The 14420-nt window shown below is 61.7% G+C and carries 15 protein-coding genes; 6 read left to right on the forward strand and 9 right to left on the reverse strand.

Annotated elements, in window-relative coordinates:
* Positions 1–214: 214 nt before the first annotated feature.
* From C8K58_RS01035 to C8K58_RS01045, 3 genes are read left to right on the forward strand one after another with little or no spacing between them, the layout of a single operon-like run.
* A complete protein-coding gene (locus C8K58_RS01035; protein ID WP_092357389.1) occupies positions 215–1273 on the forward strand; it encodes an ABC transporter substrate-binding protein in 1059 nt (352 codons plus the stop codon).
* Entirely contained in the window at positions 1260–2249 is a 990-nt protein-coding gene (locus C8K58_RS01040; RefSeq protein ID WP_108572741.1) for an ABC transporter permease, read from the forward strand. The genes C8K58_RS01035 and C8K58_RS01040 overlap by 14 nt, the downstream gene beginning before the upstream one ends.
* Positions 2243–3031: an ABC transporter ATP-binding protein gene (locus tag C8K58_RS01045; RefSeq protein WP_092357384.1), complete on the forward strand. Its 789-nt coding sequence runs from the start codon at positions 2243–2245 to the stop codon at positions 3029–3031. The genes C8K58_RS01040 and C8K58_RS01045 overlap by 7 nt, the downstream gene beginning before the upstream one ends.
* On the opposite strand, the gene C8K58_RS01050 is transcribed toward C8K58_RS01045, so the two are convergent.
* Positions 3032–3880, reverse strand: a complete 849-nt coding sequence (locus tag C8K58_RS01050) for a helix-turn-helix domain-containing protein (protein ID WP_108572743.1) — start codon at positions 3878–3880, stop codon at positions 3032–3034.
* A 110-nt stretch (positions 3881–3990) separates the two neighbouring features.
* Here C8K58_RS01050 and C8K58_RS01055 point away from each other — a divergent pair, with 110 nt between their 5' ends.
* Together C8K58_RS01055 and glsB are read left to right on the forward strand one after the other, a co-directional pair.
* On the forward strand, positions 3991–4401 hold the full coding sequence (locus tag C8K58_RS01055; RefSeq protein ID WP_108572745.1) for a hypothetical protein: 411 nt from the start codon (positions 3991–3993) through the stop codon (positions 4399–4401).
* 346 nt (positions 4402–4747) lie between these two features.
* Entirely contained in the window at positions 4748–5656 is a 909-nt protein-coding gene (glsB, locus tag C8K58_RS01060; protein WP_027607252.1) for a glutaminase B, read from the forward strand.
* A 35-nt stretch (positions 5657–5691) separates the two neighbouring features.
* Here the strand turns inward: glsB and C8K58_RS01065 are convergent, their stop codons facing one another.
* From C8K58_RS01065 to C8K58_RS01090, 6 genes are all read right to left on the reverse strand, one after another.
* Positions 5692–5931, reverse strand: coding sequence for a DUF6124 family protein (locus tag C8K58_RS01065; RefSeq protein ID WP_027607251.1), 240 nt, complete (start codon positions 5929–5931; stop codon positions 5692–5694).
* Between the two features lie 331 nt (positions 5932–6262).
* Positions 6263–7027 carry a methanethiol S-methyltransferase gene (mddA, locus tag C8K58_RS01070; protein WP_371921644.1) on the reverse strand — a complete coding sequence of 255 codons (765 nt, stop codon included), beginning with the start codon at positions 7025–7027 and terminating at the stop codon, positions 6263–6265.
* Between the two features lie 132 nt (positions 7028–7159).
* On the reverse strand, positions 7160–8428 hold the full coding sequence (locus C8K58_RS01075; RefSeq protein WP_108572747.1) for an FAD-binding oxidoreductase: 1269 nt from the start codon (positions 8426–8428) through the stop codon (positions 7160–7162).
* Positions 8425–9177: an amino acid ABC transporter ATP-binding protein gene (locus tag C8K58_RS01080; protein WP_027607248.1), complete on the reverse strand. Its 753-nt coding sequence runs from the start codon at positions 9175–9177 to the stop codon at positions 8425–8427. The genes C8K58_RS01075 and C8K58_RS01080 overlap by 4 nt, the downstream gene beginning before the upstream one ends.
* Complete coding sequence (ehuD, locus tag C8K58_RS01085; RefSeq protein ID WP_027607247.1) at positions 9174–9842, reverse strand: ectoine/hydroxyectoine ABC transporter permease subunit EhuD; 669 nt, start codon at positions 9840–9842, stop codon at positions 9174–9176. Before ehuD ends, C8K58_RS01080 begins: the two co-directional genes overlap by 4 nt.
* On the reverse strand, positions 9839–10621 hold the full coding sequence (locus tag C8K58_RS01090; RefSeq protein ID WP_092488726.1) for an ABC transporter substrate-binding protein: 783 nt from the start codon (positions 10619–10621) through the stop codon (positions 9839–9841). The genes ehuD and C8K58_RS01090 overlap by 4 nt, the downstream gene beginning before the upstream one ends.
* 215 nt (positions 10622–10836) lie before the next feature.
* Here C8K58_RS01090 and C8K58_RS01095 point away from each other — a divergent pair, with 215 nt between their 5' ends.
* On the forward strand, positions 10837–11616 hold the full coding sequence (locus tag C8K58_RS01095; RefSeq protein WP_027607245.1) for an IclR family transcriptional regulator: 780 nt from the start codon (positions 10837–10839) through the stop codon (positions 11614–11616).
* 149 nt (positions 11617–11765) lie between these two features.
* On the opposite strand, the gene C8K58_RS01100 is transcribed toward C8K58_RS01095, so the two are convergent.
* Together C8K58_RS01100 and C8K58_RS01105 are read right to left on the reverse strand one after the other, a co-directional pair.
* Positions 11766–13010 carry a saccharopine dehydrogenase family protein gene (locus C8K58_RS01100; protein ID WP_027607244.1) on the reverse strand — a complete coding sequence of 415 codons (1245 nt, stop codon included), beginning with the start codon at positions 13008–13010 and terminating at the stop codon, positions 11766–11768.
* Between the two features lie 28 nt (positions 13011–13038).
* Positions 13039–14136 (reverse strand): carboxynorspermidine decarboxylase, encoded by a 1098-nt coding sequence (locus C8K58_RS01105; protein ID WP_027607243.1) that lies wholly within the window; start codon positions 14134–14136, stop codon positions 13039–13041.
* Positions 14137–14420: the final 284 nt, after the last annotated feature.

Genomic DNA, 14420 nt, shown 5'->3' on the forward strand with positions numbered 1-14420 from the left:
AATAGATCCAAGCTTAATGATCTGAAAACCATTCGATAAATACTCTTTCGATCTGAGCTTAGGGCGGTTTCAGCCGCTTCCTGCCCAGCGGGCATAACCATAGAATTATATGGTTCTTTCATAAAACTCAGTCGTTAATATAATCAAAATGGATTTTTTGACGCTGTCGGCCTTTCTCTTGAGCGGGCTGACCCATTCAATAGGGATACTTCGCATGGCTGCTTTTGATCACCTGACCCGTCGCCGCCTCCTGGGCCTGGCCGGCCTGACCCTGGCGAGCCTGTCGCTGCCGCGCCTGGGCTTTGCCGCTGACGCACATGCCGGCCACAATACCGCCCAGGAGCCTGCCGGCACCGGTGAGTTCATCCGCCTCGACGCGCCGCGCAAACTCAAGCTGGCGGTGAACCTCAACGCGGTGTGCCTGGCGCCGGTGGTGATCGCCCATGGGCAAGGCTTCTTCAGCAAGCACAACCTGGACGTGGAGTTGGTCAACTTCGGCAACTCCACCGAGGTCTTGCTGGAAGCCATCGCCACCGGCAAGGCCGACGCAGGCGTGGGCATGGCGTTGCGCTGGCTCAAGGCCCTGGAGCAGGGCTTTGACGTGAAGCTCACCGCCGGCACCCATGGCGGTTGCCTGCGGTTGCTCAGTGCCGCCAACGGCGGCGTGAGCAAGCTGGAAGACCTCAAGGGCAAGGCCATCGGCGTGACCGACATGGCCAGCCCGGACCGCAATTTCTTTTCGATCCTGCTGAAAAAACACGGCGTCGACCCGGTGCGCGATGTGGAGTGGCGCCTGTACCCGGCCGACCTGCTCGGCACGGCGCTGGAGCGTGGCGAAGTGCAGGCGGTGAGCGGCAGTGACCCGTTCATGTACCGCCTGATCAAGTCCGGCGTGGCGCGGGAGTTGTCCACCAACCTGGTGGAGGAATACGCCAACCTCAGTTGCTGCGTGGTCGGCGTCACCGGCAAATTGGTGCGTGAAGACAAGCGCGTGGTCGCGGCGCTGACCCAGGCGATCCTTGAGGCCCATGACTATTCCGTGCAGCACCCGGAGGACGTCGCCAAAGGCTTCCAGGCCTACGCACTGAACACCTCCACCGAAGAAGTCCAGGCCATCCTCCACGACCACACCCACGGCCACCACGCGGTCGGCGCAGCGCTGACCCAGGAGATCACCACCTACGTCACCGACCTGAAAACCGTGGAAGTGATCAGCAAAGGCACCGACCCGATCGCGTTTGCCAGGGAGATCACCGCCGATGTCTTCAACTGACGCAACCATCCTCAACCCGCCTGTGGCGCTCAAGCTCGGGTGGCAAGGCGCGGCGGTGGTGACGGCCTGGGTGGCCGTCGCGCTGCTGATCAGTTACTGGCCCAACGCGGTGCGCAATTGGCCGATGACCCAGGGCCTGGCCAACCTCTGTGTGGGCGTGGCGGCGTTGTTTATTGTGCTGAGCCTGCTGGGGCGCAGGCTGTCGACACTCGCGCTGCGCTTGCGCACGGCCGCGCCCTGGCTGATCGCCTTCCCGGTGCTTTTGGGCCTCTGGGAGTTGCTCACCGCCAAGCTTGCGCTGTTGCCGGTGCCGTTCTTCGCGCCGCCCCAAGCCTTGCTCGCGGTGTACATCGAAGACTACCCACGCCTGGCCGACAGCCTGCTGCATTCGGCGCTGCTGCTGGGCTCGGGGGTGGCGCTGGGCGCGGCCACCGGGTTTGTCGCCGGTGTTGCCATTGGCTGGTCCACGCGGATCGGCTACTGGCTGCACCCGGTGCTGCGCATCCTCGGCCCGGTGCCGTCGACGGCGTTGTTGCCGCTGTGTTTTTTCCTGTTTCCGAGCAGTTGGAGTGCGAGTGTGTTTTTGATCGCCCTGGCCACCTGGTTTCCGGTCACGGTGCTTACCTGGTCCGGCGTGGCCAGCGTCGATAAAGCCTATTACGACGTGGCGCGCACCCTCGGCGCCCGGCCGGGTTTTCTGATTTTCAAGGTGGCGATTCCCGCCGCGTTGCCTCACGTCTTCGTCGGCCTGTTCATGGGCCTGGGCGCCTCATTCTCAACCTTGGTGGTGGCGGAAATGATGGGGGTCAAATCCGGCATCGGCTGGTACCTGCAATGGGCCCAGGGCTGGGCAGCCTACGCGAACATGTACGCCGCACTGCTGATCATGGCGCTGGCCTGTTCGGGGTTGATCACCGGGTTGTTCCTGGTGCGTGATCGGTTGCTGGCCTGGCAGAAAGGAGCGATGAAATGGTAGCCCTGGCACACGCGGTATCGGCTTCGGAAGGATTGGCGCTGCGCATAGAAAACCTCAGCCATGGTTTTGCGCTGGACGGCCGGCATTTGCCGGTGTTGGAGCGGGTGTCCCTGGACGTGGCGCCGGGAGAATTTGTGGCATTGCTCGGGCCGTCGGGTTGCGGCAAGTCCACCTTGCTGCGCCTGGTGGCGGGGCTGGAACCGGCGGACTCCGGCCGACTGCTGGCCGATGGCGAACCCATCGCCGGCCCGGACCCGAGCCGTGTGGTGGTGTTCCAGGACCCGACCCTGTACCCGTGGCGCCGCGTGTGGGACAACGTCGCCCTCGGCCTCGAAGCCCAGGGCCTGCTCAAGACCCATTCGGCCAAGGTCGATGAGGCCCTGCACAAGGTCGGCCTTGGCCCGTTCGCCCGTGCCTATCCCCGGCAGTTGTCCGGCGGCATGGCCCAGCGGGTGGCGTTGGCCCGTGCCCTGGTCAACCAGCCGCGTTTGCTGATCCTCGACGAACCCCTGGGCAAACTCGACTCCCTGACCCGCATCACCATGCAAAAAGAGCTGATCGACCTGTGGCAGCGCCAGGGCTACACGGCGTTGCTGGTGACCCACGATGTGGAAGAAGCCTTGCTGCTGGCCAACCGGGTGATTGTGTTCAGCGACCGCCCGGCGAAGATCCAGGCACAGTTGAGCATCGATAGGCCGTATCCACGGCACCGGGACGATCCTTACCTGGTGGACCTGCGGCGGCAGATACTGGGCCTGCTGGGGTTGGGCGAAAACTGGTAGTCAGTGGGCGTCTTTCAGCGCAATGGCCTGGGTGGTCGCACTTGAGACACCGGCACGGTCTGCCAGGTAACGCGCGGGCGGCTGGCCCACCGCCTTGCGGAACATGGTGATGAAGCCGCTGGCGTTTTCATAACCGAGGTCCAGGGCCACCCGTTGCACACTTTCACCCTTGGCCAGCCGTTGCAGGGACAGGATCACATGCAACTGCCGGCGCCAGCGCCCGAAACTCAAGCCCAGTTCCTCCAGCAACAGGCGCGTCATGCTGCGCTCGCTCATGCCGATGCGCACCGCCCACTGGCCGAGGGTGGCTTTGTCGGTCGGGTCGGCCAGCAGGCTGTTGGCCAGGCGGCGCAAGCGTGCGTCCTGGGGCATGGGCAGATGCAGGGCTTCGACCGGGGCGGCGGCCAGTTCATCCAGCAAGGTGTTGATCAAGCGGCCTTGGGCGCCGCCCTCGTCATAGAATTGCGGGAAACTGACGGCCTTGCTGATCAGCTCATGCAGCAACCCGGACACGGCCAGGGTGCAGCATTGCGGCTGCAGGGCGTGGGCGGCGTCGGGGTCGATCAGCAGGCAATACACCTCGGCCTCGCCAGAGCCACGCGCCGCATGGGGCGTACCGCCGGGAATCCACAGTGCACACTGGGGCGGCACGATCCAGATTCCCGCTTCGATTTCACAGTGGATGACCCCGCGCAGGGTGTACATCAACTGGCCCTTGCGGTGGGCGTGCTGGGCATGTTCCCAGGTGTCCGACGTGCTGGTGGCGCCCACGGCCACCACGGCGCGGGGGAACAGGTCGGCGTCCTTGGCCATCAACGGGTCGAGCAGATCAAGACGGTGGTGCTTCATGGCGGAGATCGCAGATTGGCCGGATTGCGAAACAGTCTGGCTATTCTGTGCAATGCCGTCCAGGGGTTCGAGCTTTATATTGAGATCCACTCTCATTAAGGAGCTTTGCCATGCGACTCGACAGCACAACATTCCCCGTGGTGAAAATCGTCTTCGATGCGCCGAACCAAGGCGGGCCGGAAGACGCCTTCCGGGTCTTTGAAGACCTGTTGGCACGCCAGCAATCCTTCCTGCTGCTGCACGAAAAAGCCGTGGACGAAACCCATCACGAACATTCCCATGAACAGCGCAAGCAAGCCTCGATCTGGATGAAGAAGCACCGACAAGCGCTGCGCACGTTCGTCAAGGGCATGATCCAGGTCGAGCCCAGCGCGGCCAAGCGCCTGGCACTCAAGCCGTTTGCGCAGATGTTCGGCAAGGCCTGGGGTTACCCGTTGCTGGTGGTGGAATCCAAGGACCAGGCCTGGGCACTGGCGCGGGATGTGCTGGATGAGCGGGTGTCGGATGTGGCGCATTTTTGAACGGATGCGACCCGACTCTCTCTGTGGTGAGCGGGCTTGCCCGCGCTGGGCTGCGCAGCGGCCCCAAAACCAGGCGCTTAGGCGTGCCTGATACACCGCATTCGTCTTCATCAGGGGCGCTTCGCACCCCAACGCGGGCAAGCCCGCTCGCCACAGGGGCAGGCCTTTCTCGCCGGTCGGGGGCTGGCCAAGCTGCGTTATCACCTGGCATTGCAGCTGTTGCTGATCCTGGTTTATCTGGTGGTGGCCGAGCGGGTGGTAGAGATTGTGTGGGGCTTGCGCGCCCATTGAAGTATCCTCCGCACCCCGCTTTCCACCGATTCAAAGACAGATGACAGGACAAGACATGCAGGCGCTGCTGGAGTCGATCCTCGACGAAGTGCGCCCCCTGATCGGCCTCGGCAAAGTCGCCGACTACATTCCCGCGCTGGCCGATGTACCGGCAAACCAACTGGGTATTGCGGTATACGGCAATGACGGCTCGGCCTACCGCGCCGGTGACGCCGATACGCTGTTCTCGGTGCAGAGCATTTCCAAGGTGTTCAGCCTGGTGCAGGCCATTGACCATGGCGGTGAAACCATCTGGGAACGCCTGGGCCACGAGCCTTCGGGGCAGCCGTTCAACTCGTTGGTGCAACTGGAATTCGAACGCGGCCGCCCGCGTAACCCCTTCATCAATGCTGGCGCGCTGGTGATCTGCGACATCAACCAATCACGCTTTGCCGTGCCGATCCTGTCGATGCGCGACTTCGTGCGGCGCCTGTCGGGCAACCCGCAGATCCTGGTCAACAGCGTGGTCGCCGACTCCGAAGCCCAGCACGGCGCACGCAACGCGGCCATGGCCTACCTGATGAAATCCTTCGGTAACTTCCACAACGATGTGGACGCGGTGCTGCACAGCTACTTCAACTACTGCGCCCTGCAGATGAGCTGCCTGGACCTGGCCAAGGCGTTCAGCTTCCTCGCCAACGAGGGCACCAGTGCCCACAGCGGCGAACAGATCCTTACCGCGCGGCAGACCAAGCAAGTCAACTCGATCATGGCCACCAGCGGGCTGTATGACGAGGCGGGCAACTTTGCCTACCGTGTGGGCTTGCCGGGCAAGAGCGGTGTGGGCGGCGGCATTGTCGCGGTGGTGCCGGGGCAGTTTACGGTGTGCGTGTGGTCGCCGGAATTGAACGCGGCGGGCAACTCGCTGGCGGGGATCAAGGCGTTGGAGTTGTTGAGTGAGCGGATTGGGTGGTCGGTGTTTTGAGATCGTTCCCACGCGCGTGGGAACGATCATCTGAATCATGCTGCTGGATGGGCGTCATCCAATGCTTTGTCCACCAACAATTGCACACCTTCCAGCATTCGGCAGATGCCCAACGCCACATTGCGTTGTGCGCCGTCGATTTCAAAGGCCAGGTGCGTGGCGATATCGGTGATGGAGGATAGATCCTGGGAGGCGTTGACCAGCAGGGTTTCCGTGCCTAGGTCGGGGCGCACGGTGAAGAGTTTTTCTGGGGGATTGGGGCTGTCTTTGATCATGGTGAAGCTCCTTTGTAAATGGGGCTGCCACGATTCGCGGTCAATCGAAGAGGGTGGCAGCTGTACGCGGGTTGACCGACCGGCCCAAAGAACAAAACCGGCATACCCTAAGGTATCCCGCGTACAGCTGCCGCGACACGATACATCAGACGTAAAAAAACGCCTAAGCTCGGGGTTGGCGCAGTTGCTCTTTGAAGTCGGACGGTCAAATCCGGTCGCTGAATGGGCAGCGACGGCACAGAGGTTAGTCAGCCAAGTTCCGAGCGACAACCTGAAACAGTCGTGGGATAAGTCCTAGGGAACTCATGGTCAGACGCCACAAACGCGCTATTCAGCGTCCTTTTTTGCGCGTCTTCGACCCCGGCAAAATCATGCCCACCTCTTGCTGGTAGCTCCGATACCGCTCACCAAACAACACCACCAGGTCCTTTTCTTCAAAGCTGGCGCCAATGAAGAGGTAAACCGTCATCCCTGTCGCAAACAACAGGTGCCCGGCCGTCATGTACGGCGTTGCCCAAAAAGCGATCAGGAAACCCAGGTACAGCGGGTGACGCACGATCCTGTAAAACAGCGGCGTCCTGAATAATGGCGCCTGTGGTGTGGTTTTGCGCCAACGGTCGATGGCCTGCTTGAGCCCGAACAGTTCGAAGTGGTCGATCAAAAAAGTTGCCAGTAAAGCGATGCCCCAGCCCAGCCAGAACAGGCCAATCAGCAGGGCCTTGGCCCACGTCGTTTCAACCTTCCAGACGGTGAGCGGCATCGGTTGCCACAGCCAGAACATCAGCATCAGCACCAGGCTGCTGAGCAGCACATACGTGGAGCGTTCAACGGAGGTCGGAATGACTGCCGCCAGCCACTGTTTGAAGCCTTTGCGCGCCATGGCCGTGTGCTGGACGCCGAACAGCAGGATCAATGCGCAGTTGATCAGCACGGCGGCTGGCCACGCGAGGAGGGGCCCATCGTTGATGTTCTTGGGCACCGCAACGCTGCCGACGAAGCCGATCAAATACAAACAGGTGAACAGGAACGCCAAATAGCAGCAGGTGCTGTACACCAGCCCGATGACACGGGCGGTGCGAGTGTTGTCGAGTTGCATGAGCATGCCTTTCCCACAGGATGAATAGACCGCAAACCCGCAGGTCAGCCAGTCCATGGCTAAGCCTAGCGGGTTTTGCGTACCAAAGGACCTGTGAGGGATAACGGTTTTCGGCGCCCCTGCAATTAGGACTCAGCTGATATTGAGCCGATCCAACAAGCTGTACCAAGCCACCCCCGCACCAATGTAAAACCGCTGCAATCCGTGCATCGGCAAGCGCTGCAGCGGCGTGACCGGGTAGGCAAATTCAGCCTGGCTGTCGCACAACCGCCCGGCCAGTTGCTGCCCCAGGCTGGTACACAATGCGATGCCGCGGCCATTGCAGCCCAGCGCCAAGGTCAGCCCCGGTGCCGGTTCGTGGACATGGGGCATGAAGTCCCGTGTGATTGCGATACGCCCGGCCCAGCGGTACTCAAATTCCAGCGGGCCCAATTGCGGAAAGAGCAGCGCCAGGGAGCGCTCCAGGTGGGCAAAATCGGCCGGTGACGTGGGGTCGTTGAACAGCCCGCGTCCGCCCATCAGTAAGCGCCCATGACTGTCTTTGCGAAAGTACAGCAGCAGCCGTTGTGCGGTGGACACGGTTTCCTGTCCCGGCAAGATGCTCTCTGCCGCACGCCCACGCAGCGGTTTGGTGGCGACGATAAAACTGTTCGCCGCGAGGATGCTCTGTGCCATGCCCGGCCATAGGTTGCCGCTGTAGCCATTGGTGGCCAGCACCACTTGATCGGCCATCACCTGCGCACCGCCAGCGGTCTGCAGTTGCCACCCCGGGCCCTGGCGCTGTAACCCTGTCACTGCACTGTGACCATGAATGCGAACACCCGCCGCCAACGCCGCGCCGACCAGCCCACGGGCATACGCCAGCGGCTGAATCGCCCCGGCGCGGCCATCCAGCCAGCCGCCGGCGAATGCCTCGCTGCCCATGCGCGATGCCACCGCCGCCGCATCCAGGCGCTGCACCGGCACGCCGCGCCGCGCCCATTGCTCGGCTCGCGCATGCAGGCCGGCCACGCCCTTTTGCGTGTACGACACCTGCATCCAGCCTTTGCGCACCGGCGCGCAATCAATGCCGTGCCTGTCGATCAACGTGAACACCAGGTCCGCCGAGTTCGACACTGTCGAGATCAACGGCTCGGCCTGCTCCGGCCCGTACATCTGCACCAGTTGCCCCGGGTCGTACTTGAGCGTCGGGTTGACCTGCCCGCCATTGCGTCCCGATGCGCCCCAGCCGGGCTCATGGGCTTCCAGCACGCACACGCTGACCCCGCGCTCGGCCAGATGCAGGGCTGTCGACAGGCCGGTATACCCCGCGCCGACAATCGCCACATCCACTTTCACCGACTCACCCAGCGCAGGCGTCGGCACCACGGAGGGCGCCGTCGCCGACCACAATGATTTCATGACAGGCTCCGCGTGTTGCCGGTGGGGTGCAGCACGCGCCGCAGGAAGTCCTGGGTACGTGCATGCTGTGGATCGCCCAGCACCTGCTCGGCCGGGCCGCTCTCGACGATGTAGCCGCCATGCAGGAAGCACACGCGGTCGGCCACTTCGCGGGCAAAGCCCATTTCGTGGGTGACCACGATCATGGTCATGCCTTCGTCGGCCAGGGTGCGCATTACCGCCAGGACATCGCCCACCAGTTCCGGGTCGAGGGCCGAGGTGGGTTCGTCGAACAGCATGGCTTCAGGTTTCATCGCCAGGGCGCGGGCGATGGCCACGCGTTGCTGCTGGCCGCCGGAGAGCTGTTCGGGGTAGGCGTCGGCCTTGGCGCTCAGGCCCACCTTGTCCAGCAACACCAGGGCCTCTTCGCGGGCCTGCTTGAGCGGTTCGCCTTTGACATACACCGGACCTTCCATCACGTTTTCCAGCACGGTGCGGTGGGGGAACAGGTTGAAGCGCTGAAACACCATGCCCATGCGGCTGCGCAACGCGTGCACGGTTTTGCTGCCGCGTTGCACGGTTTCGCCGAACACGTTGATGTGGCCGCCATCGTAGGCTTCCAGCGCGTTGATGCAGCGCAGCAGGGTGGATTTGCCCGAGCCCGAGGGGCCGATCAGGCACACCACTTCGCCCTTGGCCACGTCGAGGTCAACGCCGTGCAGTACGCGGTGGCTGCCGTAATGTTTTTGCAACTGACGAATCTCGATCATGCTTTTTTCCTCCGCCCCAGGTGCTGCTCCATACGACGCAGGCCATACACCAGCGGCAGGCTCATCAGCAGGTAGAGCAGGGCGACCAGGGTGTAGACGGTCATGTTCTGGAAGGTCGACGAGGCGATCAGTTGGCCTTGGCGGGTCATCTCGGCGACGGTGATGGTGGACACCAGGGACGAATCCTTGAGCATCATCACCAGGGTGTTGCCGTAGGGCGGCAGGGCGATGCGAAATGCCTGGGGCAGGATCACCCGGCGCATCATCAGCGCCGAGCGCATGCCCAGGGCTTCGGCGGCTTCACGCTGGCCCTGTTCCACGGCAATGATGCCGGTGCGGAAGTTCTCGGCCTGGTATGCCGAGTAGGCGATGCCCATGCCGATCACCCCGGCGTAGAACGCCGTGAGGTGCACGCCCATGTCCGGTAGCACGAAGTAGATGTAGAACAGCTGCACGATGATCGGCAGGCCACGGATCACGTTGATGATGGTGCTGGCCACCCACGACAGCGTGCGAATCGGCGACAGCTTGAGCAGCGCCAGCACCAGGCCGATTGCACTGCTGAGCAGGAACGACAGCACGGTGATCTGGATCGTCACCCAGGCGCCCTGCAGCAGAATCGGCAGGAAGTCCCGGGCGTTTTGCAGGAACTCGGCCGGGTTCATGGGCGCACCTGGGTATCAAGTCCCCACTTCTTGAGGATGCTGTCCAGGGTACCGTCGGCCTTGATGCCGGCGATGGCGGTGTTCAGGCGCCCGAGGGTTTGCGCATCGCCTTTGCGTACCACCAGGCAGACTTCGCCGACGTTGGTGGGCTGGTAGTCGGGGGCGAGCTTCACGCCTTTGAACAGCTTCTGGCGAATCTGGTAGGCCACCACCGGCTGGTCGCCGACCGCCGCCTTGATGCGCCCCAGGGACAGGTCGCGGACCATCTCGCCGATGGAGTCGTAGGTGCGAATCTCCTTGAAGATCCCCAGCTTGTTCAGTTGGTCGTAGAACACCGTGCCGGCCTGTACGCCGACCACCTGATCCTTGAGCGGCGTGAGGTCGGGGTAGGCGGCGCTGTCGTCGGCATTGATGATCAGGCCCTCACCGTAGGCGTACACCGGGGCGCTGAAGTCGACGACCTTGGTGCGCTCTTCGGTCTTGAGCATGCCGGCGGAAATGAAGTCGAGCTTGCCGGAGGTGAGGGAGGGGATCAGCGCAGCGAAGTTGGTCTGTTCGATCTGGCTGGTGAAGCCGCCGGCCTTGCCCACGGCCTCGGCGACGTCGACCATCACGCCCTGGATGCTGTTGGTCTTGATATCGAGGAAGGTGAACGGCGACCCACTGGCGGTTGCACCGACTTTGTACGTGGACGCACTTTCTGCGTGCGCGGCGCTGACGCAGAGTGTGGCGCACACACCGAAGGCAAGGCGGCGAAACAAGGGCGAAAGACTGTTCATCGGGCTACTCCAGAAGGAAAACGGAAAGTCAGTACCGCGAGCGGTTACCGATGAAATCGCAAGCTCTGTGCCATTTCGATTCAAATAAATCGAATTACGTTATATAAAATCGACAAAATGAACCATTCGTATCGATATGCGATATTTAATGGTCTATTTTTGTGATTTGGAGTAGTAATATCGCCACGCCTGACCCACTTGAACGCGAGTCCGCCATGTCCGAAGAACGCAACAGTCTGCACAACCAATCCCTGGAAAAAGGCCTGTCGGTGCTCAAGGCATTCAGCGCCCAGCGCCGCAGCATGAGCCTTGCAGAGGTGGCCGAGGCCGCTGGCATGACCAAAAGCTCGGCCCAGCGCATGGTGTTTACCCTTGAAAGCCTGGGTTACCTTCGGAAACACTCCCGCACACGGCATTACCAACTCACTCCCCGGGTGCTGGAGTTGGGGTTCAGCTACCTGGATGCGCATTCATTGATCGAGGTGGCCAACCCGTTTCTGTCGGAACTGACCCGGCTGACCGGCGAGACCTCGTGCCTGACCGAGCCGGCGGGCTACGACATGACCTATATCGCGCGCTTTGTCAGCGCGGGTTTTGTACCGGTGCATATGCCGATCGGCTCGCGGGTGCCGATGTACTGTACGGCGTCGGGGAGGGCGTATCTGAGTGCATTGCCGCAGGAGGAGGCGTTGGCGCTGATCGAGCACAGCCAGCGGGTGGCACACACCAGCCAGACGTTGACGGACGTGGCGGGCATTCTGGAATCGTTGCAGCAGGTGCGCGAGCAGGGCTATGCGGTGAATGCCCAGGAGCTGTTCCTCGGCGACATGACCATCGGCGCGCCGGTGCTGGGCGCCAATGGCCGGCCGGTGGCGGCGGTGCATGTGGTGGCGCCGACCAGTCGGTGGAGCAGGGCGGATGCGGAGAAGCAGCTGGCGCCGGCGTTGTTGCAGTGTTCAAGGGCGTTGAGCAATTCGGCGCGCAACCTGGAGTAACCCGCTCTCAAGAACACAGCAAATCCAATGTGGGAGCGAGCAAGCCCGCTCCCACATTTTGATCTTCATCATTCTTTGAGATTGGTGTGAGCCCCAACAAAAAATGCGCCCCTTCGGGCGCATTTTTTTGTTCGGTCAACTATCGCCTATCAGGCAATCGCATCCCAGGCCCGGTCACCGTTCTCGTCTTTGATGCGAGTCGGCAAACCCATCACGTCCAGCGCCTTGAGGAACGGCTCAGCCGGCAGTTCCTCGACGTTAGCCATGTGTTTCACATCCCACTCGCCACGGGCGACCAGCAACGCGGCGGCTACCGGTGGAACGCCTGCGGTGTAGGAGATGCCCTGGCTGTCGGTCTCGGCGAAGGCTTCTTCGTGATCCGCCACGTTGTAGATGAACATCTCACGCGGCTGGCCATCCTTGGTGCCTTTGACCAGGTCGCCGATGCAGGTCTTGCCGGTGTAGCCCGGGGCCAGGGAAGACGGGTCAGGCAGCACGGCCTTGACCACTTTCAACGGCACCACTTCCAGGCCTTCGGCGGTGGTGACCGGCTTCTCGGAGAGCAGGCCGAGGTTTTTCAGCACGGTGAACACGTTGATGTAGTGTTCGCCGAAGCTCATCCAGAAACGCACGTTGGGCACGTCGAGGTTTTTCGACAGCGAGTGCACTTCATCGTGGCCGGTGAGGTAGAGGTTCTGCGAACCCACGACCGGCAGGTCGTCGGTGCGTTTGACTTCGAACATGGTGTTGCTGGTCCACTGGCTGTTCTGCCAGCTCCACACCTGCCCGGTGAATTCGCGGAAGTTGATTTCCGGATCGAAATTGGTGGCGAAGTATTTGCCATGGGAGCCGGCATTGACGTCGAGGATGTCGATCGAATCAATGCGGTCGAAATGCTGTTGCTGCGCCAGCGCGGCATACGCGTTGACGACACCCGGGTCGAAGCCCACGCCAAGGATGGCGGTGATGTTCTTCTGTTTGCACTCTTCCAGGTGGTTCCATTCGTAGTTGCCGTACCACGGCGGGGTCTCGCAGACCTTGCCCGGCTCTTCGTGGATGGCGGTGTCGAGGTAGGCGACGCCGGTGTCGATGCAGGCACGCAGTACCGACATGTTGAGGAACGCGGAACCCACGTTGATGACGATCTGGGATTCGGTCTCGCGGATCAGGGCCTTGGTCGCTTCCACGTCCAGGGCGTTCAGCGCAAAGGCCTGGATGTCGGCGGGTACCTTGAGGCTACCCTTGGCCTTGACGCTGTCGATGATGGCCTGGCATTTGGAGATGTTGCGCGACGCGATAGCAATACGACCGAGTTCGTCGTTGTGCTGCGCGCACTTGTGGGCCACCACCTTGGCGACACCTCCTGCACCAATGATAAGAACGTTCTTTTTCAATTGCTTTATCTCTCCTTTATCCGCCAGCTTACGAAAGGCTGGACAGGTAGTCGTCGTAACCAAATTCACGAACCACTTCGACTGTACCGTCGAGTTGTTTCACTACGATGGACGGCATTTTCAGGCCGTTGAACCAATTTTTCTTGACCATGGTGTAGCCCGCGGTGTCGATGAACGACAGCCGATCGCCGATGGCCAGCGGACGATCAAATTGATACTCGCCGAAGATGTCCCCGGCCAGGCAGGATTTGCCGCACACCATGTAGGTGTGTTCGCCCTCGCTCGGCGCCAGCTTGGCGTTGAGGCGATAGATCAGCAGGTCCAGCAGGTGGGCTTCGATGGAGCTGTCGACGACGGCGAGGTTTTTGCCGTTGTAGAGGGTGTCGAGCACGGTGACTTCCAGGGAGGCGCTGTTGGTGATCGCCGCTTCGCCGGGTTCCAGGTAGACCTGCACGTCGTACTTCTGCGAGAACGCCTTGAGGCGCTGGCAGAAGGCGTCGATGGCATAGCCTTCACCGGTGAAGTGGATGCCGCCGCCGAGGCTGACCCAGTTGACCTTGTGCAGCAGCGCGCCGAAGCGTTCTTCGATGGTGTTCAGCATCTGGTCGAACAGGTTGAAGTCGCCGTTCTCGCAGTTGTTGTGGAACATGAAGCCGGAGATCTGCTCGATCACGCCTTCAATCTTCACCGGGTCCCATTCGCCCAGGCGGCTGAACGGACGCGCCGGGTCGGCCAGCAGGTAGTCGGAGCTGCTCACCTGCGGGTTGACGCGCAGGCCGCGGGTCTTGCCTTCGCTGCGCTCGGCAAAACGCTGCAGCTGGCTGATGGAGTTGAAGATGATCTTGTCGCAGTTATCGAGCATCTCTTCGATTTCATCGTCGGCCCAGGCCACGCTGTAGGCGTGCGCCTCGCCTTCGAACTTCTGGCGACCGAGCTTCAACTCGTACAGCGACGACGAGGTGGTGCCGTCCATGTATTCCTGCATCAGGTCGAACACCGACCAGGTGGCAAAGCACTTGAGCGCCAGCAGGGCCTTGGCGCCGGACTGCTCGCGCACGTAAGCAATCTTCTGCATGTTGACCAGAAGCTTCTGTTTATCGATGAGGTAGTACGGCGTTTTGATCATTTTTGAGAGCCTGCGGCGGTGCCTGCCAAAAAAGGACACGCATTGTGCCCGCACTTGGATCGAATCGAAAGGTTAGTGGGCGGATTTTGCTGCGCCAGCTTTACGATCCTAACCACTGAGTATGACTATCTATGCATCTACACCGCTCTAATGTGGGAGGGGGCTTGCCCCCGATAGCGGTGTATCAGCCAGCCTATTCTTTATTGACCCTCTGCTATCGGGGGCGAGCCCCCTCCCACATTTGGCCCCAGGTACCTCTGCTGCACTGCCATCAAACCGTCATC

Origin of the sequence: Pseudomonas sp. GV047 (genome assembly GCF_003058245.1) — a bacterium.
GTDB classification, from domain to species: Bacteria; Pseudomonadota; Gammaproteobacteria; order Pseudomonadales; family Pseudomonadaceae; genus Aquipseudomonas; species Aquipseudomonas marginalis.

Bases quoted from the DNA above. Each gene is read 5' to 3' on its own strand.
- C8K58_RS01035 (WP_092357389.1), top strand. From the start codon at position 215: ATGGCTGCTTTTGATCACCTGACCCGTCGCCGCCTCCTGGGCCTGGCC.
- C8K58_RS01040 (WP_108572741.1), top strand. From the start codon at position 1,260: ATGTCTTCAACTGACGCAACCATCCTCAACCCGCCTGTGGCGCTCAAG.
- C8K58_RS01045 (WP_092357384.1), top strand. From the start codon at position 2,243: ATGGTAGCCCTGGCACACGCGGTATCGGCTTCGGAAGGATTGGCGCTG.
- C8K58_RS01050 (WP_108572743.1), bottom strand. From the start codon at position 3,880: ATGAAGCACCACCGTCTTGATCTGCTCGACCCGTTGATGGCCAAGGAC.
- C8K58_RS01055 (WP_108572745.1), top strand. From the start codon at position 3,991: ATGCGACTCGACAGCACAACATTCCCCGTGGTGAAAATCGTCTTCGAT.
- glsB (WP_027607252.1), top strand. From the start codon at position 4,748: ATGCAGGCGCTGCTGGAGTCGATCCTCGACGAAGTGCGCCCCCTGATC.
- C8K58_RS01065 (WP_027607251.1), bottom strand. From the start codon at position 5,931: ATGATCAAAGACAGCCCCAATCCCCCAGAAAAACTCTTCACCGTGCGC.
- mddA (WP_371921644.1), bottom strand. From the start codon at position 7,027: ATGCAACTCGACAACACTCGCACCGCCCGTGTCATCGGGCTGGTGTAC.
- C8K58_RS01075 (WP_108572747.1), bottom strand. From the start codon at position 8,428: ATGAAATCATTGTGGTCGGCGACGGCGCCCTCCGTGGTGCCGACGCCT.
- C8K58_RS01080 (WP_027607248.1), bottom strand. From the start codon at position 9,177: ATGATCGAGATTCGTCAGTTGCAAAAACATTACGGCAGCCACCGCGTA.
- ehuD (WP_027607247.1), bottom strand. From the start codon at position 9,842: ATGAACCCGGCCGAGTTCCTGCAAAACGCCCGGGACTTCCTGCCGATT.
- C8K58_RS01090 (WP_092488726.1), bottom strand. From the start codon at position 10,621: ATGAACAGTCTTTCGCCCTTGTTTCGCCGCCTTGCCTTCGGTGTGTGC.
- C8K58_RS01095 (WP_027607245.1), top strand. From the start codon at position 10,837: ATGTCCGAAGAACGCAACAGTCTGCACAACCAATCCCTGGAAAAAGGC.
- C8K58_RS01105 (WP_027607243.1), bottom strand. From the start codon at position 14,136: ATGATCAAAACGCCGTACTACCTCATCGATAAACAGAAGCTTCTGGTC.